This window comes from Nocardia aobensis NBRC 100429 (assembly GCF_000308375.1).
GTDB classification, from domain to species: Bacteria; Actinomycetota; Actinomycetes; order Mycobacteriales; family Mycobacteriaceae; genus Nocardia; species Nocardia aobensis.
Window position 1 is genome coordinate 23,683 of the sequence record NZ_BAFQ01000073.1, and the last position, 23,661, is coordinate 47,343.

Genomic DNA, 23,661 nt, shown 5'->3' on the forward strand with positions numbered 1-23,661 from the left:
GCCGGACGCGGGAGCGTGACGCCGCGTCCGGCTCGGGCGGCGGATATCGACTGGCGCCGACCCGATAGGCTGGTAGGCGGTCCGGAGCATTCGCTTCGATGTGATGACCAGCACAGACCGGCCGGACAGACAAGGATTTCACACCGCTATGACTAGCCGCATCGAGCTCGCCCGCGTGGATCTGCGCGGACGTACGCCCTCCGCTGCCGAACTGCGCGCGGCGCTGCCGCGCGGGGGAGTGGACGTGGACTCGGTGCTGCATCATGTGCGGCCGGTGGTGGAGGCGATCCGTGATCGCGGGGTCGAGGCCGCGCAGGAGTTCAGCGCGAAGTTCGACGGCATCACCCCGGCGAGCGTGCGCGTCCCGTCCGCCGAACTCGACAAGGCCCTCGCCGAGCTGGCGCCTGCCGTGCGGGCGGCGCTCGAGGTGGCCATCGAACGCACCCGCAAGGTGCACGCCGATCAGCGCCGCACCGACACCACCACCGAGGTCGTGCCCGGCGGCACCGTCACCGAACGCTGGGTGCCGGTCGAGCGGGTCGGGCTCTACGTGCCCGGCGGTAATGCCGTCTACCCGTCCAGTGTCGTCATGAACGTCGTCCCCGCGCAGGCCGCGGGCGTGGACTCGCTGGTGGTGGCCTCGCCGCCGCAGGCCCAGTTCGGCGGACTGCCGCATCCGACGATTCTCGCCGCGGCGAAACTGCTCGGCGTCGAGGAGGTGTGGGCGGTCGGCGGTGCCCAGGCGGTCGCCTTGCTGTCCTACGGCGGCACCGACACCGACGGCGCGCAGCTCGCCCCCGTCGACATGATCACCGGTCCGGGCAACATCTACGTCACCGCCGCCAAGCGACTGTGCCGCGGCCTGGTCGGCATCGACGCCGAGGCCGGTCCCACCGAGATCGCGATCCTCGCCGACGCCACCGCCGATCCGGCACATGTGGCCGCCGATCTGATCTCGCAGGCCGAACACGATGTGCTCGCCGCGAGTGTGCTGGTCACCGACAGTGTGGCGCTGGCCGATGCGGTCGACGCCGCGGTCACGACCCAGCTCGAGGTGGTCAAGCACCGGGAGCGGGTGTCGGAGGCGTTGTCCGGCAAGCAGTCCGGTGTCGTGCTCGTCGACGATATCGAGCAGGGGCTGCGGGTGGTCAACGCCTACGCCGCCGAACACCTCGAGATCCAGACCGCCGACGCGGCCGCGGTCGCCGGGCGGGTCCGCAGCGCGGGTGCGGTGTTCGTCGGCGCGTGGTCGCCGGTGAGCCTCGGCGACTACTGCGCCGGATCGAATCACGTCCTGCCCACCGCCGGGTGCGCCCGCCACTCCTCGGGGCTGAGCGTGCAGACCTTCCTGCGCGGTATCCACGTCGTCGAATACAGCGAAGCCGCGCTGAAAGACGTTGCCGGCCACGTCGTTTCCCTGGCCAACGCCGAGGATCTGCCGGCCCACGGCCAGGCCGTGCAGGTGCGTTTCGAGGCCCTGTCATGACCGCGACCGCCGATGTCCCGGGCGCCGCGGCGACCCTCGACGATCTGCCGCTGCGCGAGAACCTGCGCGGCAAGAGCCCGTACGGCGCACCGCAATTGGCGGTGCCGGTGCAGCTGAACACGAATGAGAATCCGCATCCGCCGAGCCGGGCGCTGATCGACGACGTGGCCGAATCCATTCGGGCCGCCGCCGCCGACCTGCACCGTTATCCCGACCGGGACGCGGTGGCGCTGCGCACCGATCTGGCCGCGTACCTGACCCGCCAGACCGGAGTCACCGTGCAGACCGCGAACGTGTGGGCGGCCAACGGATCCAACGAGATTCTGCAGCAGCTGCTGCAGGCCTTCGGCGGGCCCGGCCGCAGCGCCCTCGGCTTCGTGCCCTCGTATTCGATGCACCCGATCATCTCCGAGGGCATCGACACCGAATGGATCGAGGCCAAGCGCAACAGCGACTTCTCCCTCGACATCGACTACGCGGCCGCGGTGATCGCCGACCGCCGCCCCGATGTGGTGTTCGTGACCAGCCCGAACAATCCGACCGGGCATTCCATCGCCCTCGCCGATCTGGAGCGTCTGCTCGAGGCGGCGCCGGGCATCGTGGTGGTCGACGAGGCGTACGGCGAGTTCTCCGCCGCACCCAGCGCACTCGGGCTCATCGACCGGTATCCGGCGAAGCTGGTGGTCAGCCGCACCATGAGCAAGGCCTTCGCCTTCGCCGGCGGGCGGCTCGGCTATCTGGTCGCCGCGCCCGCGGTGATCGAGGCGATGCTGCTGGTGCGGCTGCCCTACCACCTGTCGGTGGTCACCCAGGCCGCCGCTCGCGCCGCGCTGCGCCATGCCGACGAAACTCTGGCCAGTGTCGCCGAACTCGCCGCGCAGCGGGAACGAGTGGCGGAGGGGTTGCGGGACATGGGTTTCGAGGTGGTCACCTCGGACGCGAACTTCCTGTTGTTCGGCTACTTCGCCGACGCGCCGCGCACCTGGCAGCGTTATCTGGACGAGGGCGTGCTGATTCGCGACGTCGGCATTCCCGGCTATCTGCGCACCACCATCGGATTGGCCGCGGAGAACGACGAATTCCTGCGGGTGAGCGAGAAGTTGGTGGCCACCGAGGTGATCTCCCGATGAGCACGGAAGCGAGTATGAATCGAACCGCCCGGGTGGAACGCACCACCCGCGAATCCAGCATCGTGGTCGAATTGAACCTCGACGGCACCGGCCGGACCGACATCTCCACCGGCGTCCCGTTCTACGACCACATGCTCACCGCCTTCGGCCAGCACGGCAGCTTCGATCTGACCGTGCAGGCCAAGGGCGATATCGAGATCGAGGCGCATCACACCGTCGAGGACACCGCCATCGTCATCGGACAGGCGCTCGGCGAGGCGCTGGGGGACAAGAAGGGCATCCGCCGCTTCGGTGACTGCTACATCCCGATGGACGAAACCCTCGCCCACGCCGCCGTCGACGTGTCGGGGCGGCCGTACTGCGTGCACGACGGCGAGCCGGAGCGGCTGCTGCACACCGTGATCCCCAGCGCCGGTCCCGGTGCGTCGTATTCCACGGTGCTGAACCGGCACGTCTTCGAGTCGATCGCCCTCAACGCCCGCATCGCACTGCACGTGCGGGTGCTGTACGGCCGCGACCAGCACCACATCACCGAGGCCGAGTTCAAGGCCGTCGCACGGGCTCTGCGCGCCGCCGTCGAACCGGACCCCCGGGTCACCGGTGTGCCGTCCACGAAGGGAACGCTGTGAAATCGGTTGTGCTGCTGGACTACGGCTCCGGCAATCTGCATTCCGCGGCGCGCGCGCTGGCTCGCACCGGCGCGGAGGTGACCGTCACCGCCGATCCGAAGGCCGCGCTCGACGCCGATGGTCTGGTCGTGCCGGGCGTCGGCGCGTTCGCCGCGTGTATGGCAGGTCTGACGCAGGTGCGCGGCGAGCGGATCATCGGCACCCGCCTCGCCGGGGGCCGGCCGGTGCTCGGCATCTGCGTGGGCATGCAGATCATGTTCGAGCGTGGAGTCGAATTCGGGGTCGAGTCCGAGGGCTGCGGCCAGTGGCCGGGCACGGTGGAACGGCTTCCGGCGCAGGTACTTCCGCACATGGGCTGGAACACCGTGCAGGCTCCCGCCGACAGCGTGCTGTTCGCCGGGATGGATCCCGAGACGCGCTTCTACTTCGTGCACTCCTACGCGGCGCAGAAGTGGGAATGGGACGACAACGGCACCATCGCCCCGGCGAAGCTGATCTGGGCCGAACACGGCGGGCCGTTCCTCGCCGCGGTGGAGAACGGGCCGCTGTGCGCCACCCAGTTCCACCCGGAGAAGTCCGGCGACGCCGGTGCGCAGCTGCTGCGCAACTGGGTCGGCTCGCTGTAGGACTACGTCTGCGGCGCCAGCGTGTCGACCCGGCCCGCGAGCCAGCGGCCGTCGACGTTGTCGAGGAACACCCGCAGCTGGGACCGTTCGGGCCGGGGCAGGCCGAGTGTGGCATCGCTGCGTTCGGACCGGTCCACGGTCACCACGACCTGCGAATGTTCGGGGTCGGCCACATCGGTGCGGCATTCCACCGAGTTGGCCTCGGAGCGGACGTGCACCGAGGTCACGTGTGCGCGCCGATCGGGCGCCGACGCGGCGAACTGGTCGTGGAACTCGCCGGTGGACAACTCCAGGACCCGTCGGTCGTAGTCGTCGTAACCGGCCCAGTCGTAGGTGGTGAACTGGCGCCCGAAATCGCAGGCGGCCAATTGAATCGGGTCGGCGGGGGTTGCCGTCGCCGTGGGTGGCACGAGCGTCGCGGCGCCGGCCGCCCCGCATGACAACGCGAACATGATGGGCCGCAACGTGATCCGCGACATGGATGAAGGTCCTCTTCGTCGACAACGATGGCAGTACGTGCCCCCGACCCAGGGTACGTACGCGGAAGCCGCCGGTCTGGACCTCCTGCGCACAGTGACACACGCAGACTTCGGATTGCCCGCCGTTGTCCAGCTCAAACGTGTGATGCTCGTCCCCGCAGGCAGTGACCGGCGTCCCATATGCGCCATCCCGGCACCGCGACGCCAACCGGTAGCCAGTAGGCTGCACACGTGAGTCTTGTGCTGCTACCCGCCGTCGATGTCGCCAATGGTGAGGCCGTGCGCCTGGTTCAGGGGGAGGCCGGCAGCGAAACCAGCTACGGCGCCCCCCGCGATGCCGCGCTGGCCTGGCAGGAGGCGGGTGCCGAATGGGTGCATCTGGTCGACCTGGACGCGGCCTTCGGACGCGGCTCCAACCGCGAACTGCTCGCCGAGGTCGTCGGTGAGCTGGATGTGAAGGTCGAGCTGTCCGGCGGCATCCGCGACGACGACTCGCTGAAGGCCGCGATGGCCACCGGATGTGCCCGGGTCAACCTGGGTACCGCCGCACTCGAGGATCCGCAGTGGTGCGCCCGCGCCATCGCCGAATACGGCGACCGGGTCGCGGTCGGCCTGGACGTGCGGATCATCGACGGTGACTACCGGTTGCGGGGCCGTGGCTGGGTGAGCGACGGCGGCGACCTGTGGGAGGTGCTCGAGCGCCTGGAACGCGACGGCTGCGCCCGCTACGTGGTCACCGACGTGAGCAAGGACGGCACCCTGCAGGGCCCCAACCTCGACATTCTGCGGCAGGTGTGCGCGGCCACCGAGGCACCGGTGATCGCCTCCGGCGGCGTCTCCACCCTCGACGATCTGCGGGCCATCTCCGGGCTGGTGTCCGACGGAGTGGAAGGCGCGATCGTCGGAAAAGCCTTGTACGCCGGGCGTTTCACGCTGCCCGAGGCGCTGGACGCGGTTCGCTGACGTGACCGCCGCCGTCTCCGACCCGGCCGCGCTGCTCGCGACGGCGAGCGAGATATTGGACGGTGCGGCACCGCGTTTCGTCGAAGGGCTGGGGGCGCCGAGCGCGGTCCAGAAGGGCCGCGGCGACTTCGCCACCGCCCTGGATCTGGAACTCGAGCGCACACTGTCGCAGCAGTTGGCCGAGCGCACCGGAATTCCGGTGCACGGCGAGGAGTTCGGCGGGCCGGAACTGAGTTCGGGCACCGCGTGGGTGCTCGACCCCATCGACGGCACCTTCAACTACTCCGCGGGCCATCCGCTGTCGGCGATGCTGCTGGCGCTGGTGGCCGACGGACAGCCCGTCCTCGGTCTGACCTGGCTGCCGCTGCTGGACCGCCGCTACGCCGCGGCGGCCGGTGGCCCGCTGCTGCTCAACGGAAAACCGTTGCCGCCCTTGGAACACGGCCGTCTCGCGGAGTCGATGATCGGCTTCGGCGCGTTCAACATCGACGCCCACGGCCGGATCCCGGGCCGGTTCCGCTTCGACCTGCTGGGTGCCCTGAGCCGGTTGTCGAGCCGGGTGCGCATGCACGGATCCACCGGCATCGACCTGGCCTACACCGCCTCCGGGGTGCTGGGCGGCGCGGTCGTCTTCGGCCACCATCCGTGGGACAACGCCGCCGGAGTGGCGCTGGTGCGCGCCGCGGGCGGTGTGGTGACCGATCTGCGCGGCGAAGAATGGTCGATCACCTCGCGGTCGGTGCTGGCCGCCGCGCCCGGGGTGCACGAAGAACTCCTGGACATGATCGACAGCGCCGTCGACCGCGCCTCCGAGCGCAACGAGAATTCGGAAGGGACGCAATGACTCTGGCGGTACGCGTGATCCCGTGCCTGGACGTCGACGCCGGCCGGGTGGTCAAAGGCGTGAACTTCGAGAATCTGCGCGATGCCGGCGACCCGGTGGAACTGGCCGCCGCCTACGATGCCCAGGGCGCCGACGAGCTCACCTTCCTCGACGTCACGGCGTCGAGCGGCGATCGGGGCACCATGATCGACGTGGTGACCCGCACCGCCGAGCAGATCTTCATTCCGCTCACCGTGGGCGGCGGCGTGCGCACGGTCGAGGATGTGGACCGGCTGCTGCGCGCGGGCGCGGACAAGGTGTCGGTGAACACCGCGGCGATCGCGAATCCGGAGATCCTGCGCGAGATGTCGCAGCGCTTCGGCTCGCAGTGCATCGTGCTGTCGGTGGATGCGCGGCGTGTGCCCGACACCGGCTCGCCGACCCCGTCCGGGTGGGAGGTGACCACCCACGGCGGTAAACGCGGCACCGGCATCGACGCGGTCGAGTGGGCGGTGCGCGGCGCCGAACTGGGGGTCGGCGAGATCCTGCTCAACTCGATGGACGCCGACGGCACCAAGGGCGGTTTCGACCTGCCGATGATCAGCGCGGTGCGTGCCGCCGTCTCGGTGCCGATCATCGCCAGCGGCGGCGCCGGAGAGGTCGACCATTTCGCGCCCGCGGTGCGGACCGGCGCCGACGCGGTATTGGCCGCGAGCGTCTTCCACTTCGGTGACCTGACGATTCCGCAGGTCAAAGACGCGATGCGAACCGAGGGCATCACCGTCCGCTGAGGGCGAACGGCACCCTCGGCAGAGGGCGAACGGCACCGACAGGACAGGTATAACGATGGGTATGAGTTTGGATCCCGCCGTCGCCGCCCGGCTCAAGCGCAACGAGGCGGGCCTGGTCGCGGCGATCGCACAGGAACGCGGCACCGGCGATGTGCTGATGATGGCGTGGATGGACGACGAGGCCCTGGCCCGCACCCTCGCCACCCGCAAGGCCACCTACTACTCGCGTTCGCGGCAGCAGTACTGGGTCAAGGGCGAGACGTCGGGGCATACGCAGTACGTGCACGAGGTGCGGCTGGACTGTGACGGCGATGCCGTGCTGCTGATCGTCGACCAGCAGGGCGCGGCCTGCCACACCGGCACCCACACCTGCTGGGACGGGGATCTGCTGCTCGCCGACGCGACCTGAACCGGTCAGCCGGCGGCGCCGGCCGTGGCTTCGGCGGACGGGGGGTCGGGCAGTCCGTCGGCGCGGCCGATACCCCGGGACAGGCCCGCGTCGAGTTGCGCCACGAGGGCCTCTCCGAGGGTGAGCAGCTGGTCGACCTGCTCATCGTCGATTCCGTCGAAGACCAGCCCCCGCACTCCTTCCAGATAGGCGGGAGTGGCCTTCTGCACCTGTTCGAAACCCTCGTCGGTGAGCACGGCATAGGCGCCGCGGCGGCCGCGCACCGCGTCGCGGCGCGCCCAGCCCAGCCGTTCCAGCTTCGTCACCACATGCGACAACCGTGATAGCGATGCGTTTGCCCTATTCGCCAGTTCGCTGAGTTGCAGCCGATGTCCGGGCTCCTCGGACAGCAGGGCCATCAGAAAATACTCGAAATGCGTCATACCGGCTTCGCGTTGCAGCTGGGTATCCATCGCCGCGGGTAATCGCGTGGTCAGCGCGACCAGAGTCCGCCACGCTCGCCGTTCGGTGGGATTGAGCCATTCCGTCACTTCGCGCCCTCTCTTGCAGCCCAGTGACGTAAATCGCAGTTCACCGTCACTCGCGACCAACAAGTTTGCCACGACTTCGCTCGACGGTCAGCCCGGTTGCCGGTGACGTGACAGCTATCACGCCGGGGCGCGATCGCGACGCTGTCGGGTTCACTCCTTGATATCGCCTGGTGGCCGCGTGGCGTTAGCGGTGTCGGGTGCGGTGACCACGCCGGCTTCGGCGCGGCGGGCCGAACGCGCCCGCCACTGTTTGCGTAGCAGTAGCACGAGCAGGATCACGAAGATCGCCGCCGCCACGATGGCGCCGACCAGCGAGGCGCCGCGGAAGCCGGGCGCATCGACGTCGAGGACGCGTTCCCCGGCGTGCGCGGCGCTGTTGCCGCCCAGCACGATGGTCAGCGTCATCAGATTGGGCAGCGCCACGATCAACGCCAGCACCGCCGCGGCGCCGGCGGCGAACTTGCCGGCTCGGGTGCGCCACACCCGTACCGCGCCCAGCAGGAGCACCAGGGGGATCAGCGTGCACAGGAACCCGACCGCCAGGCCCGACCAGATGCCCTGGGCGAAGCTGCCGTGTCCGGACATGCCGGCGATCCGCTGCGCCCACCAGCGCGGAATGAAGGCCGACAGCACGAAATAGGCGACGACCAGCACGATGATGACCGCGAGCAGGCCGAGGGCTCGATTCCGCCACACGGTGGCTCGGGGTTTGGTCCCGGAGTTCGTGAGGGAGCTCGTCGATGTCATGAATCCAGCGTATGCGCGGGGCCCGCGCAGACGCCGGGAGAATCGGGTCGTGTCACGTCGTCCATGCGCTCTCACCAGGGAAAACGAGGGGCGCATCCGGGGCGGCCCGGGGTGTGTCCAGCGGTCGATTCAGGCCTGGTGCTCGCGCAGGGCGGCCAGCGCGGCGTCGGCGTGGACGTTGGCGCGCAGTTCGCCCGAGATCACCGCGAGGACGGTGCGGTCGGTATCGATCACGAAGGTCTGCCGCTTCACCGGCAGGAAGTTGCCGAGCAGCCCGCCGATCGCCCCGGAACGTTTGACGCCGAACCGTTCCGCCACCGCACCGTCGCGATCGGACAGCAACGGATAGCCGAGGGTCTGCGACTGTGCGAAACCGGCCTGGGTGTCGACCGAATCGGTGCTGATTCCCGCGCAACTGGCGCCCAGAGCCGCGAATTCGCTTGTCAGATCACGGAAGTGGCAGGCCTCCGCGGTGCACACGGGGGTGTTGGCGGCGGGGAAGAAGAACAGCGTCAGCGGTCCGTCGGCCAGCAACGAATCGAGCGACCGGACGGTGCCGGTCTGATCGGGAAGTTCGAACCCGGGTGCGCGCTGGCCTTTTTTCACAATCGCGAGGGTACCGGTCGGCACCCTCGCCCGGTACCCGTCGCGGACCACGTGTGGGGTCGCGACGGGGCCAGGGAATCTCGGTTGCGGCCGACTGGAATGATGAGCGATATGCACGGCGCCGCATTCGACCGTCCGGAAACCGCAACCACCACCACCCGGGACCAGTTCCGCGTGCTGGCGGCCGCGCACCGCGTAGTGCCGGTGACGCGCAAGGTGCTGGCGGATTCGGAGACCCCGCTGTCCGCCTACCGGAAGCTGGCCGCGGACCGGCCCGGCACCTTCCTGCTGGAGTCGGCCGAGAACGGTCGTTCGTGGTCGCGCTGGTCGTTCATCGGCGCCGGCAGCCCGACCGCGCTGACGGTCGTCGACGGCCAGGCGGCGTGGCTGGGCGCCACACCCGCCGACGCACCGGCCGGGGGTGATCCGCTGGAGGCGCTGCACGACACCCTGGAACTGCTGCGCACCGAGCGCCTGCCCGGCCTGCCGCCGCTGACCGGTGGTCTGGTCGGCTATCTGGGCTACGACATCGTGCGCCGCATCGAGCGGCTGCCGGAGCTGACCATCGACGATCTGCGGGTTCCGGAGATGGTGATGCTGCTCGCGGCGGATCTGGCCGCCTTCGACCATCACGAGGGCGCGATCACGCTGATCGCCAACGCGGTGAACTGGAACGGCACCGACGAACGCGTCGACGAGGCCTACGACGACGCCGTCGCCCGGCTCGACCGGATGACCGCGGCGCTGGCCGCGCCCGCCGAATCGACCGTCTCCGTATTCGACCGTCCCGAGCCGGACTACATCCGCCGCCGCACCAGCGAGGATTTCGGTGCGGGCGTGCGGCGGCTGGTCGGCGAGATCGAGGCCGGCGAGGCGTTCCAGGTGGTGTTGTCGCAGCGGTTCGAAATGGACTTCGACGGCGAACCGCGCGATGTGTACCGGATGCTGCGCGCCTCGAATCCGAGCCCGTACATGTATCTGATGCACATTCCCGACGGCGCGGGCGGCACCGCGTTCTCCATCGTCGGCTCGAGTCCGGAATCGCTGGTGACGGTGAAAGACGGTGTGGCGACGACACATCCGATCGCCGGCACTCGGTGGCGCGGCGCCACCGAGGAGGACGACGTGCTGCTCGAGAAGGATCTGCTCTCCGACGAGAAGGAGAACGCCGAACACCTCATGCTCGTCGACCTGGGCCGCAACGACCTGGGCCGGGTGTGCGAACCGGGCACCGTACGCGTCACCGAATACCGCCACATCGAGCGCTACAGCCACGTGATGCATCTGGTGTCCACGGTCACCGGGCGGCTGGCGGCGGGTCGCATCGCCCTCGACGCCGTGCGCGCCTGCTTCCCGGCCGGCACGCTCTCCGGTGCGCCGAAGGTGCGGGCCATGGAGCTGATCGAGGAGAACGAGCCCACCCGCCGCGGCGTCTACGCCGGGGTCGTCGGCTACCTCGACTTCGCCGGCGACGCCGATACCGCGATCGCGATCCGCACCGCGCTGCTCAAGGACGGCATCGCCTATGTGCAGGCCGGTGCCGGCATCGTCGCCGACTCCCAGCCCGACTACGAGGACGAGGAGTCGCGCAACAAGGCGATGGCCGTCCTCAAGGCCGTCGCCGCCGCGCGCACCGTGCGCACCTTCACCCCTGAACCCGACGGCACCCTGCTATGAGCAACTCGGAATCCGATCCAGCCCAACGACATTCGCCGGACCAGCCGGAGAGCACGTCCGCGCCGGGCACGAACGGCACGTCGTCCACGAAACGCGCCCGTCCGGTGCTGCCGGTCCTCCTGCTCGCGGTCGGCGCGGCCGCGCTGTGGGGCTCCTCGCGCATGACCTGGGTGACACTGCGGTCCTCCGATGGTCTGACCGAACCGCGCACCCAGCATCTCGACGGCGGTCTCTGGTTCGGCGCGCTCACACCGCTGGCGCTGGTGCTACTGGCGTCGATCGCGGCCGTGTTCGCCACCAAGGGCTGGCTGCGCCGGCTGATCGGTGTGGTGGTGGCGCTGGTCGCCGCGGTCGCCGCGGTGCCCGGCCTGGCCCTGCTGACCCAGCACGGCAAGCTCGCCGAACGCGCCGCCCGGCTCGCCGAACTGCCCGCCCGCGCGCATGTCGACGCCGCCACGGCGGCCACCTTCCCGGCCGCGCTCAGCGTCGCCGGTGCGCTCGCGGCCTTCGCCGCCGGAGTGCTGCTGGCCCGCATGCCCGAAACGACGGCCCGCATGTCGGGTAAGTACGACAACCCGGTGTTCCGCCGGGCCGCCGCCGCCGAACAGGTCGCCGAACTGCGCCGCACGGGTGAGACGGAGTCGGCCGCGAAGGTCGCCGACGCACCGCGCCCGGCGACGCCGGCGTCAGCCCCGCACGCCCCGGAGCCGGAGTCGGGCGAACTCTCGCAGCGTGTGCTGTGGGACGCGCTCGACGCGGGCGCCGACCCGACCGACGACGAGGCGGGCCGATGAGCGCTTTATCACGGCGCGCCGGGCGGCAGGCGTCACACCCCGCCGTCGGCTCGGTGAACACCTCCATTTACTCTTTATCAGCATCGGTGAGACAGCACCTGGGGGGATTCTCAGGTAGCAAGTCCGTCTCCCCAGAAAGGATTCGAGCCAGATGACGGTACTCGACTCGATTCTCGACGGGGTCCGCGCGGATGTGGCCGCTCGGGAAGCCCTCCTGGATTTCCAGGCCGTCAAGAAGGCCGCCGCCGCGGCACCCTCGCCGCGCGATGCGCTCGCCGCGCTGCACGCGGACGGGATCGGAGTCATCGCCGAGGTCAAGCGCGCCAGCCCCTCGAAGGGTGAGCTCGCCGACATCCCGGACCCGGCCAGCCTGGCGAAGTCCTACGAGGACGGGGGCGCGCGCATCATCAGCGTGCTGACCGAGGGTCGCCGCTTCCACGGCTCGCTCGACGATCTGGACGCGGTCCGCGCGGTCGTCGACGTGCCGATCCTGCGCAAGGACTTCGTCGTCGGCCCGTACCAGATCCACGAGGCCCGTGCCCACGGCGCGGACGTGATCCTGCTGATCGTGGCCGCCCTGGAACAGGACGTCCTGGCCTCGCTCATCGATCGCACCGAATCGCTGGGTATGACCGCGCTGGTCGAGGTGCACACCGAGGAGGAGGCCGACCGCGCACTGACCGCCGGCGCCTCGGTCATCGGCGTGAACGCCCGCAACCTGAAGACCCTCGAGGTCGATCGCGACGTCTTCGCGCGCATCGCGCCCGGACTACCCACCGAGGTCATCCGGGTCGCCGAATCCGGCGTCAGCGGCACCGCCGATCTGCTCGCCTACGCCGGCGCCGGCGCCGATGCGGTGCTGGTCGGCGAGAGCCTCGTGACCAGTGGCGATCCGCGTTCCGCCGTCTCCGAGCTGGTGACCGCCGGCACCCATCCGTCCTGCCCGCGTCCGCTGCGGCGGGGTGTCACCCGATGACCGGCGTGCACGAGCAGCTGCCTCAGGCCAGCGAGGGCGTCACCCATCGCAGCCACGAACCGGATATCGGCGGCCACTTCGGCGTCTACGGCGGCCGGCACGTGCCCGAGGCGCTGATGGCGGTGATCGAGGAGGTCTCCGCCGAATACGACAAGTCGCGCCTGGATCCCGATTTCCTGGCCGAACTCGACCGGCTGCAGCGCGATTACGCGGGCCGGCCCTCGCCGGTCTTCGAATGCAAGCGGCTCTCCGAGCACGCCGGCGGCGCCCGCATCCTGCTCAAGCGCGAGGATCTGAACCACACCGGTTCGCACAAGATCAACAACGTGCTGGGCCAGGCGCTGCTCGCCCAGCGGATGGGCAAGACGCGCGTCATCGCCGAGACCGGCGCCGGTCAGCACGGCGTCGCGACCGCCACCGCCTGTGCGCTGCTCGGCCTCGAATGCGTGATCTACATGGGCGCGGTCGACACCGCGCGCCAGGCGCTCAACGTCGCGCGGATGCGGCTGCTGGGCGCCGACGTGGTGTCGGTGACCACCGGCTCGCAGACCTTGAAGGACGCGATCAACGAGGCGCTGCGCGATTGGGTCACCAATGCCTCGGAGACCTACTACTGCTTCGGCACCGCGGCAGGCCCGCATCCGTTCCCGCTGATGGTGCGCGATTTCCAGCGCGTCGTCGGCCTGGAGGCGCGGGTGCAGGTACAGACGCAGACCGGGCGCCTTCCCGACGCCGTGGTGGCGTGCGTGGGTGGTGGATCGAACGCGATCGGCATCTTCCACCCGTTCCTCGACGACGAGGGCGTGCGCCTGATCGGCTACGAGGCGGCCGGTGACGGTGTCGAAACCGGCAGGCACGCAGCCACTTTCGCCGGCGGCCGGCCGGGTGCGTTCCAGGGCGCCTACTCGTACCTGCTGCAGGACGAGGACGGCCAGACCATCGAATCGCATTCCATCTCGGCCGGTCTGGACTATCCCGGCGTCGGGCCCGAACACGCCTACCTGAAGGACATCGGCCGCGCCGAGTACCGGCCGATCACCGATGTCGAGGCGATGGACGCGCTGCTGCTGCTCTCGCGTACCGAGGGCATCATCCCGGCCATCGAATCGGCGCACGCGGTGGCCGGCGCGTTGCAGCTGGGGCGCGAATTGGGTCCGGGCGCAATCATTCTGGTGAATCTGTCCGGACGTGGCGACAAGGACATGGATACCGCGGCGCGCTGGTTCGGCCTGTTCGACGACGCCGCCGCCCCGGAGGAGAATCGCTCGTGAGCCGTCTGGAATCGACCTTCGCGGCCAGCCGCGGCGAGGGCCGCGCCGCGCTGATCGGATATCTGCCCGCGGGTTACCCGGACCTGGCCGGATCCATCGACGTGTGCACCGCGATGGTCGAATCCGGTTGCGACATCATCGAAGTCGGTATCGCCTATTCGGATCCGGTGATGGACGGCCCCACCATCCAGGCCGCCACCGAGCAGGCCCTGCGCGGCGGGGTGCGCGTGCGTGACGTGTTCACCGTCGTCGAGGCGATCACGGCCGCCGGGGGCAACGCCGTGGTGATGACCTACTGGAATCCGGTGCTGCAGTACGGCGTCGACCGCTTCGCCCGCGATCTGGCCGCGGCCGGCGGGCTCGGGCTGATCACCCCCAACCTCATTCCCGAGGAGGCGGGGGAGTGGTTCGACGCCTCCCGCGCCCACGATCTGGACCGCATCTTCCTGGTCGCCCCGTCCTCCACCGAGGAGCGTCTGGTCAAGACCATCGAGGCCAGTAGCGGATTCCTCTACGCCGCCTCCACCATGGGCGTCACCGGCGCGCGCGACGCGGTGTCCTCGGCGGCCCCGGAACTGTGCGCGCGGGTGCGTGCCCACTCCGATATCCCGGTCGGTGTCGGCCTGGGTGTGCGCAGCGGTGCGCAGGCGGCCGAAATCGCTTCCTATGCCGACGGAGTCATCGTCGGCTCGGCGCTGGTGACAGCCGCGGGACGGGGTCTGGACCAGGTCCGGACGCTCACCGCGGAACTCGCCGAGGGCGTGCGGTCGGCGACCGTCACCAGCTGATCGCCGACGCGAACTGGGCGGCGGGCGCACCCTCCGTTACGGTGGGGCCCGTGACTTTTCCAGTCCTGGCAGACGGCGTCGACGTGCACGGTGGGGCGGTACTGGCCTATATTCCCAGTCCGCCGCGAGGCGTATGGGATGTGGGGCCGTTCCCGCTGCGTGCCTATGCGATCTGCATCATCATCGGCATCATCGTCGCGATCTGGTGGGGTGAGCGGCGCTGGCGCGAGCGCGGCGGCGAGCCGGGCAAGGTGCTCGACGTGGCGATGTTCGCCGTGCCGTTCGGACTCGTCGGCGGCCGGCTCTACCACGTGGCCACCGACTGGGAGAAGTACTTCGGCGCCGGCGGCCATCCGATCAACGCGCTGAAGATCTGGGAGGGCGGCCTCGGCATCTGGGGCGCGGTGCTGCTCGGCGGCATCGGCGCCTGGATCGGCTGCCGCGTGTATCGAATTCCGTTGCCCGCCTTCGGTGATGCCATCGCCCCGGCGATTCTGCTCGCCCAGGCCATCGGCCGCCTCGGCAACTACTTCAATCAGGAACTCTACGGCCGCAAGACCGATCTGCCCTGGGGCCTCGAGATCTATCTGCGGTTCGACTCCGACGGCCGGCTCGACATGATGAACGGCGTCTCCACCGGCGTGGTGGAGAAGGTCGTGCAGCCGACCTTCCTCTACGAGCTGATCTGGAATCTGCTCGGCGTCCTGGTGCTGGTGATGGTCGACAAACGGTGGCGGATCGGCCACGGCCGCCTGTTCGCGCTGTACGTGGCGATCTACACCTTCGGCCGCTTCTGGGTCGAACTGCTGCGCGACGACGAGGCCACCCACATCTTCGGCATCCGGGTCAACTCCTACACTTCGGCGATCGTATTCCTGTGTGCCCTGGCGTATTTCGCCCTCGCCACCAAGGGCCGCGAAACCGCCGCCCAGCTCGCCGCCGGCGGCGAGCGCCCCTGGCCCTGGCAGATCGGCGCCCTGCGCCGGCACGGCGCCGCCGGACAGCAATCCGCTGCGACCGAGAGCGCAGCGGCGGTCGCGGCCGATGAATCCGCCGACGGCGACGACTCCGGCGACGCCGCGAAACCCACGGATGATGTGAGCCCGGCCGGGAAGGCCGACGAGTCCGACCCCGCGGCCGCCGGCTCCGTATCCGGCGAATCGGACGAGTCCACCGCCGGCCCCTCCGATTCGGCGTCGACCGGCAACGAACTGGATCCGCCCGCCGATGACAAGGATGCGGCCGGTGTCACCAGCGCCGGGGACAGTGAGCGGCGGGCCGAGGGCAAGTCGGGTAAGCCGGGCCGGAAGAAGGCGGACAAGAACTGAGCGGGCCGACCGCTCGAACCAGGAGGACTTCGTGACCGACCCCTATCAGCCGCAGCCCGGCTACGGCCCGCAGTACGGTGCACCGGGTACCGGACCGGGGAATCCGGGCGGCTACGGCCCAGCTGGCCCCTACGGAACCGGTGCCGAATCCGGCCCCTACGGCTACAGCCAGCCCTACGGCCAGCCCGTCGACCCGTATGCCCAGCCCTACGCTCCCGCCCCGGGCTACCCGCCCGCGCCGTACGGCATGGATCCGGAAGCGCCGTACGGGCGCAACATGTACGGCGAACCGTTCTCGGACAAGTCGAAGCTCACCGCCGGGCTGCTGCAACTGTTCGTCGGCGGCCTCGGGATCGGCCGGTTCTACCTCGGCTACACCGGTATCGGCGTCGCCCAGCTGCTGGTCACGCTGTTCACCTGCGGTCTGGGCGGCATCTGGCCGTTCATCGACGCGATCATGATCCTCACCGGCAAAGTTCGCGACCCGTACAACCGTCCGCTGCAGGAGTGACGACCATGCCGGGGAATATGTGATGTGCGTCATATTTTCGTCGATTGACAGTGGCGGGAGTGCCGATCAGCGCCACCGCGGCGGCAGGACTAGGCTCGGCTCGTGATGCGACGGACAAAGATTGTGTGCACCCTCGGGCCGGCCACCGCCACCGAGGACCGGATCCGTGAACTTGTCGACAGTGGCATGGACGTGGCCCGGTTGAATTTCAGTCACGGAGAACACGCCGATCACGCCGAGAACTATCACAAGGTGCGGCACGCCGCCGAGCAGATGGGCCGTGCGGTCGGCATTCTCGCCGACCTGCAGGGACCGAAGATCCGCTTGGGCCGATTCATCGACGGCCGCACCGTGTGGGCGACGGGCGAGGAGGTGCGGATCACGGTCGACGACGTGGAAGGCACCCACGATCGCGTCTCCACCACCTACAAACAACTATCCGAGGACGCCAAGGCCGGTGACCGGCTGCTCGTCGACGACGGCAAGGTCGGCCTGACCGTGATCCGCGTCGAGGGCAACGACGTGGTGTGCCGTGTGACCGAGGGTGGTCCGGTCTCCAACAACAAGGGCGTCTCGCTGCCGGGTATGGACGTTTCGGTTCCGGCGTTGTCCGACAAGGACATCGAGGATCTGGAATTCGCCCTGCGGCTGGGCGTGGACTTCATCGCCCTGTCGTTCGTGCGGTCGCCGTCGGACGTCGAGCTGGTCCACGACATCATGGATCGCGTAGGCCGCCGGGTGCCGGTGATCGGCAAACTCGAAAAGCCCGAAGCCATCGACAATCTCGAGGCGATCGTGCTCGCGTTCGACGCGATCATGGTGGCCCGTGGCGACCTCGGCGTCGAGCTGCCGCTCGAGCAGGTGCCGCTGGTGCAGAAGCGGTCCATCCAGATGGCAAGGGAGAACGCGAAACCCGTCATCGTCGCCACCCAGATGCTGGAGTCGATGATCGGCAACTCCCGCCCGACCCGCGCCGAGGCCTCCGATGTCGCCAACGCCGTGCTCGACGGCGCGGACGCGGTCATGCTCTCCGGTGAGACCTCGGTCGGCCAGTATCCGATCGAGACGGTGCGCACGATGGCGCGCATCGTGCACGCCGTGGAATCCGAATCCTCGACCCGGGTGCCGCCGCTGACCCACGTCCCGCGCACCAAGCGCGGCGTGATCTCCTATGCGGCCCGCGACATCGGCGAGCGGCTCAACGCCAAGGCGCTGGTGGCGTTCACCCAATCCGGTGACACCGTGCGCCGGCTGGCACGCCTGCACACCACGCTGCCGCTGCTGGCGTTCACCCCGCTGCCGGATGTGCGCAGTCAGCTGGCGCTGACCTGGGGTGTGGAAACCTTCATCGTCCCGCCGGTCGGTACCACCGACGAGATGATCGGCCAGGTCGACAAGGAACTGCTGTCGCTGAATCGCTACGCCAAGGGCGACCTCGTGGTGATCGTGGCCGGTTCTCCGCCGGGAACCGTCGGCTCCACGAACCTGATCCACGTGCATCGCATCGGCGAGGAGGACCACTGAGGTGAGTGCATCACTGGGCGAATCGGTCGGCACCGGCCGCGAGAGCGGGGGCGATCTCGCCGTCCTGCTCGGCCTGCTCGAACTCGAGGAGATCGGCGAGGACGTTTTCCTCGGTCACCATCCGGAGAAGGTGTGGAGTCGCACCTTCGGCGGCCAGCTGGTGGCGCAGGCGATCATCGCGGCCGGTCGCACGGTCGGGCCGGGGCGCCCGGTGCATGCGGTCAACGCGCATTTCGTGCGCGGCGGGGATGTGCGCAAACCGATCGAATACCGGGTCGAACGCCATCGTGACGGGCGTGCCTTCGCCAATCGCACGGTGACGGCGTATCAGGGCGATCAGGAACTGTTCGTGATGCTGGCGGCGTTCCAGGACTGGGCCAAGGGCCTGGAACACGCCAGCCCGCAGCCGCAGGTGCCCGATCCGGACGGGCTACCCCGGGTGGAGGAGTCTTTTTCCGGGCTCGAGGACAAACTGCAGATGTTCGTGCAGGCGCCGCATCCGATCGACATGCGCTACACCAACGATCCGGCGTGGATCCTCAAGGGCACCGGCGGCACCCTCAACCACAACCGCGTGTGGATGAAGGCCGACGGCGAACTGCCCGACGATCCGCTGATCCACGTTGCGACGCTGGGGTATTCGTCCGACACCACGGTGCTGGATTCGATCATCACCACGCACGGGTTGTCGTGGGGTCACGACCGGATCGTGGCCGCCACGGTGAACCACTCGATCTGGTTCCACCGTCCGTTCCGCTTCGACGACTGGGCCCTGTACGCGACGCAGTCACCGGTGGCCGCCGGTTCGCGCGGTCTGGCCACCGGTCACTTCTACTCGCGGGCCGGTGAGCTGTTGGCCACCGTGGTGCAGGAAGGCGTGATCAGGCACTTCCCGGCGCGCGGCAAATAGCCCAGCGGCGGTTAGAGGCGTTCGCGGTTCTCGTCGAAGTCGTAGCTGTCGCGATGGAGAGCCGAAATCGTGTAGGGAACGGCGTCGGCGGTGGTGGCGATCCCGAGGACCAGTCGATGCTCGAGTGCGGCCAGGCCGGATTCGGTCAGCTGATCGGGATCGCCCACCAGGCTGAGCGCGATCTCGTAGGTGCGCCGCGAGCCGGGGTCGCGGTGGGGGTGTTCCAGGCGCCACTGGGTCTCCAGCACCGTGTGATCGGGTTGATCGGCGTCGACGGGCAGGGTGAAGCGCCAGGCGAAAACATCGTGTTCGGCGAGGTGGTCGTCGACCAGGCAGCGCACGGCGTGCACGACGCGGTCGAGCGTTTCCGGTGTGACGTAAACATGGAGTGAAACATCCGAAATTCGTTTCGGCATGCCTGTGTCCTGTTCCGGTGTCGAACCATCGGCGTCGGCAGTTTCCGCGGGGAGTCTAACCCCGGATCCCGATCCGCGGGAGAGCGGCATGCCCGGCGCCGGATTGTTCAGGCGTGACGGCCGATTCGCACGGGCTCGATACCCCACGGCGGGGTCTCGATGCGCCCGCCGGGTAGCAGGACCAGCCGGGGCCGGCCGGACTCCGTGCGACCCGGGTCACGATGAGCGTGCAGCGCGAGCAGCAGCGGGACCAGCGTCTCGGCGATCCGATCGCCGACGGCACAGTACTTTTCGCTCGACAGCCCGACCGGGTCGGCGATGTTCTCCCGCCCCACCAGTGCGAGATCGTTTCGGGCACTGTCGATGTGGGCGATCGTGCGAGCGCCGGAGACCTTCGCCACCCGGTAGGCCTCGAGCAGCGTGAAGGTCCGGGACCGGGCATTCGGAACCAGGTCGATGATGTGGTCGCGGATCTGCTCGGTCATCGCGAGCACGAGATCCGCGCGCGCGACCATCTCCGGTTTCACCTTGCGTGCTGAAAAGTTGCCAGGATCGCCGCCGAGGCCCGTGATGATCTGTGCCGCAAGGGGATCGACGCCGAAGCCGACGAGTGCGCGGGTGCCGGCGCTCTCGGCGGTCAGGTCGTCGAGACCGTGTTCGGCGGCGACGGCGCGGGTCAGACGTTCGGCGATCACCGAGCGGCAGACGTTGCCGGAGCAGACGAACAGGACGTGCATGACTGCTACGGTAGGTGGCCGCGCCCCGCGGCAGAAGCCGGGGACGGCCGAAAACCGCTGATTTTACGCGATGTTCAACTGCCCGTAGCGGGTCGCGTCCGACCGTTTGCCGGATTTTCGCTGACCGGCTGCGCGACGGGTGTGGCGCTACGGCTGCCGGTCCGCATCGGAACCCTCGGCGCCGGAAGCGTTTCGATAGTAGGAGGCTTCCTCGACGACGGGCGCGACCGTCGGCTCCGCACCGAGGTGCGCGCTGTCCGCGCCGGCGCGGGCGGCGTTGTCGTGGGCCCGGCCGCGCGCACTGAACAGCGGTCCGCGCATCGCCCGCGTCGGGGCGACGGCGCCCAGGCCGGTGGGCGTGGTCATATCGTCGTACATGGTGTCGATGCCGCCGCGCAGGAAGTAGGCCTCGTGCCAGAATCCGGTGCCGCCGGAGTCGCGCAGGAACCGCTGCCACCAGTCGCGGTGCGGCTGGGAACGGGTCCAGCGCTCCAGGCTGTCCAGGTCACGCCAGTATTGGCGGGCGCCCCAGTGTGGTGGGAACAGCGACCAGATGATGTCCTCGTGCCGCAGCAGCCCGTCGGGCCGATCATGATGGGAGCGATACAGTTTCGGCCCGAGGCCGAGCAGACGCAGCATCCCCCGCGGGGTCCGCACCCGCATCCCCAGATAGATCACCACCAGATCGGGATATCCCGAAAGATCAGCGGTGAGCCGGTTCACCCGCATACGCGCGACCTCCTCCTGCCCGGGGTCGTGTGCCCCACTCTACGCGTATTCACGGGCCGTCCTACCGATTCGGTTCGATTTCGTACGGCCGGTTTCGTCAGTGGGTTTCGGTGATTTCGCCGGGCTTCCAATCCTTGTCGAACCACGGTTGCAGCGGCCCGTAGAGGCGCAGGATGGGAAACCAGCTCTTGCCGGGCAGGGTCTGGATCCAGTTCGATTCCCGCCCGTCGGGCGCGGTGGGGCCGAACCAGAGGACGATCGAGCCGTCGGATTCGGTCCGGACCGTGCCGGACAGGCTCATGAGGCTGGGGTAGGGGTTGTCGGTCTGCAGGAGGGAGCGGGTCTGGGTGTCGTAAATGTCGACCGACCAGAAGTTCTTCGCCGGCGGGTCGGGCGGCAGGACGAGCCGATAGTGTTTGCCGCCGTCGAGGATCCGGCCCTCGGCGTCCTGCGCGGTGTAGGTGTAGGCCGATCCGGCGCCGGGCCGGGCATGGGCCATGGCCGGGGTGATGACCGTGGCGACGTAGTGGAACAGCGTGCGCGCGTCGAGCAGGCGTGCCCCGTCGCGCAGGAATTCGTAGCTGCCGCCGACGAAGGCTTCTTTCCAGGATCGGTCCTCGAAGACGAGGCCGTCGGTGTCGCGGGGGAAGTAGACGAGCGCCCGGCTGATCCCGGCCGCGGTGCGGGCGGCCGTGTCGAGAATCGCGCGCAGGCGCGGGCCGGGGGCGAACGGGTGGCCGTGCCGGATTCCGATCGCGGCGAGCTGACCGGCGCGTTCGGGATCGAGTGAGCCGGGTGGTTCTTCCTGGATCAGTTCGTCGACCTCCTCGTAGAAGGAGAAGTCGTTGGAGTGGACGGTGTTGAAGATCCGGTCGGCGACGTTGACGAACGCCATCTCCGGTGGGGCGTCGGCGTCGGCGAGACGGTAGACGCGGGCCTGCCGGATCGCCTCCACGCCGCCGAGGGCGCGCAACACCGCCCAGTTTGTGTAGGTCGGCGGCCGGTAGGTGAAATACCCGTCGGGGACCGTGCCGTCGTAGCCCGGCGGCAGGAACAGGTATTTCCCGCCCTGCCCGTGATCGGGACCGGCGATGCCCAGATCGGCGACATAGCGGAACCAGAAGTCGTCGACCACACAGAGCGAGTCGGTGGGTGGTTCGATCACGACCGGCCCGCCCCGCAGATCGAAGAACGAAGTGCCGTACGTGGTTTCGGTGTTCGGGGTGAGGAAGAAGCTGCCGGAGTTGGCGCGCGGTTCGGTGATCGCCATGGTCGACACACCGTCGATGCCGACACTGCGCAACCCGCGCCGCATGGCGACCAGGGAGGCGCCCGGTACCGAGTTGAGGAAGACCTCGACTCCGCGCAGGAAATCCAGGCCCTCGTACAGCGCGGTGAGCGATTCCGGTTTCGGGACGCCGTCGAAGAAATCGAAGGTTCCCAAGGGCGTCTTCACCCGGTCGGGGACACCGATCCGGTTCGACGCCGCCGCCAACTGATCGTGCGAATCGGCCATGTCCGCTCCTCGGCGCCGCTGGTGGTCTCCGTTTCGGCCAAGATACGAACGAGATCGCGGGCACCACCTCACCCGCATGAGGTGAAATGCAGGCGCACCGGTCTCACCGGCTTCGACCGGCATGCCTCGCGGCTCGGGCCGATACCCTGCGTGTCCGGGGGAGACGACTCACCTCGAAGATGTTGTTCCGCACGGCCTCCGGCGCCCTCGTCGCCGCCTGTCGGTGTCGAGGCGCATATCGAGGTCGATCGGCCGATGCCCGGAGAATCGTCGGGACCTGCCCGACTTGGTGCCGAGTGTGGGACTCGAACCCACACGTCCGTGAGGACAACGGTTTTTGAGACCGTCGCGTCTGCCAGTTCCGCCAACTCGGCGCACCGGGAGGAAATGATAGCCGGTGGGTGCCCAGGTTACCGAATCGGTCCCGCGCGGGCGGGTTCCCGCTGGGTAGATGGGTTGTGAGCGAAGTTGAACGGTACGCTTTAGGACACTCGGCTGTGCGTGGCCGGTGACAGGGTGGGACCGGAGGCGCACATCGGGCATCGGCATCGGAATATCGAGGGGTCTGTCTATGGGAACGAATGCAGGGGGCGCGGGCGCGAAGCAGGACGCGCCGGCTGCCGCGAAGCGTGTCGTGGTGGCCGAGGACGAGGCGCTCATCCGGATGGACCTTGTGGAGATGCTCTCCGAGGAGGGCTACCAGGTGGTGGGCGAGGCCGGTGACGGCCAGCAGGCGGTCGACCTGGCCGTGGAACTGCGCCCCGATCTGGTCATCATGGACGTGAAGATGCCGCGGCGCGACGGTATCGATGCCGCCGGTGAAATCGCGTCCAAACGTGTTGCGCCCGTGGTGATCCTGACCGCGTTCAGCCAGCGTGACCTGGTGGAGCGGGCGCGTGACGCGGGTGCGATGGCCTATCTGGTGAAGCCGTTCACCAAATCGGATCTGGTGCCCGCGATCGAGTTGGCGGCCAGCCGTTTTCACGAGATCTCGGCGCTGGAACAGGAGGTCGCGAACCTGTCCGACCGCCTGGAGACCCGCAAACTGGTCGAGCGCGCGAAGGGCGTGCTGATGCAGACGCAGGGACTGTCGGAACCGCAGGCGTTCAAGTGGATCCAGCGCACCGCGATGGATCGCCGCACCACCATGAAGGCGGTCGCGGAGGTCGTCCTGGACAATCTCGCGCCGAAGTCCTGATCGCCGCTCGCGGCCGGCCGCGCCTCGTGTGCCGGCCCGCGACGGTCGAGCGTGGGCACGAGACAGC

General features: G+C 68.9%; 26 protein-coding genes and 1 tRNA gene. 18 read left to right on the forward strand and 9 right to left on the reverse strand.

All coding sequences use genetic code 11. The features are described 5' to 3' along the window. The first annotated feature begins 148 nt into the window (after positions 1-148). From hisD to hisH, 4 genes are read left to right on the forward strand one after another with little or no spacing between them, the layout of a single operon-like run. Positions 149-1,486 (forward strand): histidinol dehydrogenase, encoded by a 1,338-nt coding sequence (hisD, locus tag RJ03_RS09905; protein WP_036500505.1) that lies wholly within the window; start codon positions 149-151, stop codon positions 1,484-1,486. Further along, positions 1,483-2,616 carry a histidinol-phosphate transaminase gene (locus RJ03_RS09910; protein WP_036500508.1) on the forward strand — a complete coding sequence of 378 codons (1,134 nt, stop codon included), beginning with the start codon at positions 1,483-1,485 and terminating at the stop codon, positions 2,614-2,616. Before hisD ends, RJ03_RS09910 begins: the two co-directional genes overlap by 4 nt. After that, positions 2,613-3,245: an imidazoleglycerol-phosphate dehydratase HisB gene (gene hisB, locus RJ03_RS09915; RefSeq protein ID WP_174372284.1), complete on the forward strand. Its 633-nt coding sequence runs from the start codon at positions 2,613-2,615 to the stop codon at positions 3,243-3,245. The genes RJ03_RS09910 and hisB overlap by 4 nt, the downstream gene beginning before the upstream one ends. After that, positions 3,242-3,871, forward strand: a complete 630-nt coding sequence (gene hisH, locus RJ03_RS09920) for an imidazole glycerol phosphate synthase subunit HisH (protein ID WP_036500510.1) — start codon at positions 3,242-3,244, stop codon at positions 3,869-3,871. Before hisB ends, hisH begins: the two co-directional genes overlap by 4 nt. 2 nt (positions 3,872-3,873) lie before the next feature. Here hisH and RJ03_RS09925 read toward each other — a convergent pair whose 3' ends face one another. After that, positions 3,874-4,350, reverse strand: a complete 477-nt coding sequence (locus RJ03_RS09925; protein WP_036500511.1) for a hypothetical protein — start codon at positions 4,348-4,350, stop codon at positions 3,874-3,876. A 231-nt stretch (positions 4,351-4,581) separates the two neighbouring features. Here RJ03_RS09925 and priA point away from each other — a divergent pair, with 231 nt between their 5' ends. From priA to hisI, 4 genes are all read left to right on the forward strand, one after another. After that, on the forward strand, positions 4,582-5,313 hold the full coding sequence (gene priA, locus RJ03_RS09930) for a bifunctional 1-(5-phosphoribosyl)-5-((5-phosphoribosylamino)methylideneamino)imidazole-4-carboxamide isomerase/phosphoribosylanthranilate isomerase PriA (RefSeq protein WP_030514642.1): 732 nt from the start codon (positions 4,582-4,584) through the stop codon (positions 5,311-5,313). 1 nt (position 5,314) lies between these two features. Then, entirely contained in the window at positions 5,315-6,157 is an 843-nt protein-coding gene (locus RJ03_RS09935; protein WP_036500513.1) for an inositol monophosphatase family protein, read from the forward strand. After that, positions 6,154-6,927 (forward strand): imidazole glycerol phosphate synthase subunit HisF, encoded by a 774-nt coding sequence (gene hisF / locus RJ03_RS09940; RefSeq protein ID WP_036500515.1) that lies wholly within the window; start codon positions 6,154-6,156, stop codon positions 6,925-6,927. The genes RJ03_RS09935 and hisF overlap by 4 nt, the downstream gene beginning before the upstream one ends. Before the next feature lie 61 nt (positions 6,928-6,988). After that, positions 6,989-7,336: a phosphoribosyl-AMP cyclohydrolase gene (hisI, locus tag RJ03_RS09945; protein WP_036500517.1), complete on the forward strand. Its 348-nt coding sequence runs from the start codon at positions 6,989-6,991 to the stop codon at positions 7,334-7,336. 5 nt (positions 7,337-7,341) lie between these two features. Here hisI and RJ03_RS09950 read toward each other — a convergent pair whose 3' ends face one another. The 3 genes from RJ03_RS09950 to RJ03_RS09960 form a co-directional block, all read right to left on the reverse strand. After that, on the reverse strand, positions 7,342-7,866 hold the full coding sequence (locus RJ03_RS09950; RefSeq protein WP_232329396.1) for a MarR family winged helix-turn-helix transcriptional regulator: 525 nt from the start codon (positions 7,864-7,866) through the stop codon (positions 7,342-7,344). A gap of 150 nt (positions 7,867-8,016) precedes the next feature. Then, entirely contained in the window at positions 8,017-8,613 is a 597-nt protein-coding gene (locus RJ03_RS09955; protein WP_036500519.1) for a hypothetical protein, read from the reverse strand. 129 nt (positions 8,614-8,742) lie between these two features. After that, positions 8,743-9,219: a peroxiredoxin gene (locus RJ03_RS09960; protein WP_036500592.1), complete on the reverse strand. Its 477-nt coding sequence runs from the start codon at positions 9,217-9,219 to the stop codon at positions 8,743-8,745. A 99-nt stretch (positions 9,220-9,318) separates the two neighbouring features. Here RJ03_RS09960 and RJ03_RS09965 point away from each other — a divergent pair, with 99 nt between their 5' ends. From RJ03_RS09965 to RJ03_RS10005, 9 genes are all read left to right on the forward strand, one after another. Then, positions 9,319-10,896, forward strand: coding sequence for an anthranilate synthase component I (locus RJ03_RS09965; protein ID WP_373281688.1), 1,578 nt, complete (start codon positions 9,319-9,321; stop codon positions 10,894-10,896). Then, complete coding sequence (locus tag RJ03_RS09970; RefSeq protein WP_083870715.1) at positions 10,893-11,690, forward strand: TIGR02234 family membrane protein; 798 nt, start codon at positions 10,893-10,895, stop codon at positions 11,688-11,690. Before RJ03_RS09965 ends, RJ03_RS09970 begins: the two co-directional genes overlap by 4 nt. A 151-nt stretch (positions 11,691-11,841) precedes the next feature. Next, a complete protein-coding gene (gene trpC, locus RJ03_RS09975) occupies positions 11,842-12,666 on the forward strand; it encodes an indole-3-glycerol phosphate synthase TrpC (protein WP_036500521.1) in 825 nt (274 codons plus the stop codon). After that, a complete protein-coding gene (trpB, locus tag RJ03_RS09980) occupies positions 12,663-13,937 on the forward strand; it encodes a tryptophan synthase subunit beta (RefSeq protein ID WP_036500523.1) in 1,275 nt (424 codons plus the stop codon). The genes trpC and trpB overlap by 4 nt, the downstream gene beginning before the upstream one ends. Beyond that, positions 13,934-14,725, forward strand: coding sequence for a tryptophan synthase subunit alpha (gene trpA / locus RJ03_RS09985; protein WP_036500525.1), 792 nt, complete (start codon positions 13,934-13,936; stop codon positions 14,723-14,725). Before trpB ends, trpA begins: the two co-directional genes overlap by 4 nt. Positions 14,726-14,775: 50 nt before the next feature. Beyond that, positions 14,776-16,053, forward strand: a complete 1,278-nt coding sequence (gene lgt, locus RJ03_RS09990; protein ID WP_083870716.1) for a prolipoprotein diacylglyceryl transferase — start codon at positions 14,776-14,778, stop codon at positions 16,051-16,053. 31 nt (positions 16,054-16,084) lie between these two features. Continuing rightward, positions 16,085-16,564, forward strand: a complete 480-nt coding sequence (locus tag RJ03_RS38940) for a TM2 domain-containing protein (RefSeq protein WP_036500527.1) — start codon at positions 16,085-16,087, stop codon at positions 16,562-16,564. 102 nt (positions 16,565-16,666) lie between these two features. Further along, complete coding sequence (pyk, locus tag RJ03_RS10000) at positions 16,667-18,088, forward strand: pyruvate kinase (protein WP_083870718.1); 1,422 nt, start codon at positions 16,667-16,669, stop codon at positions 18,086-18,088. Between the two features lies 1 nt (position 18,089). Next, on the forward strand, positions 18,090-18,998 hold the full coding sequence (locus tag RJ03_RS10005; protein ID WP_051024518.1) for an acyl-CoA thioesterase: 909 nt from the start codon (positions 18,090-18,092) through the stop codon (positions 18,996-18,998). A gap of 11 nt (positions 18,999-19,009) precedes the next feature. On the opposite strand, the gene RJ03_RS10010 is transcribed toward RJ03_RS10005, so the two are convergent. The 5 genes from RJ03_RS10010 to RJ03_RS10030 form a co-directional block, all read right to left on the reverse strand. Continuing rightward, complete coding sequence (locus tag RJ03_RS10010; RefSeq protein ID WP_036500529.1) at positions 19,010-19,414, reverse strand: hypothetical protein; 405 nt, start codon at positions 19,412-19,414, stop codon at positions 19,010-19,012. A 107-nt stretch (positions 19,415-19,521) separates the two neighbouring features. After that, positions 19,522-20,151 carry an arsenate reductase/protein-tyrosine-phosphatase family protein gene (locus RJ03_RS10015; RefSeq protein ID WP_036500531.1) on the reverse strand — a complete coding sequence of 210 codons (630 nt, stop codon included), beginning with the start codon at positions 20,149-20,151 and terminating at the stop codon, positions 19,522-19,524. Positions 20,152-20,298: 147 nt separating this feature from the next. Continuing rightward, entirely contained in the window at positions 20,299-20,880 is a 582-nt protein-coding gene (locus RJ03_RS10020) for a phenylacetaldoxime dehydratase family protein (RefSeq protein WP_051024519.1), read from the reverse strand. Between the two features lie 97 nt (positions 20,881-20,977). Next, the gene (locus RJ03_RS10025) at positions 20,978-22,396 is read right to left on the reverse strand and encodes a DUF1254 domain-containing protein (RefSeq protein ID WP_174372285.1); all 1,419 of its coding nucleotides are present in this window, start codon (positions 22,394-22,396) and stop codon (positions 20,978-20,980) included. A gap of 287 nt (positions 22,397-22,683) precedes the next feature. Next, a tRNA-Leu gene (locus RJ03_RS10030) sits at positions 22,684-22,770 on the reverse strand. Positions 22,771-22,967: 197 nt separating this feature from the next. Here RJ03_RS10030 and RJ03_RS10035 point away from each other — a divergent pair. Continuing rightward, positions 22,968-23,594, forward strand: coding sequence for an ANTAR domain-containing response regulator (locus tag RJ03_RS10035; RefSeq protein ID WP_036500534.1), 627 nt, complete (start codon positions 22,968-22,970; stop codon positions 23,592-23,594). Positions 23,595-23,661: the final 67 nt, after the last annotated feature.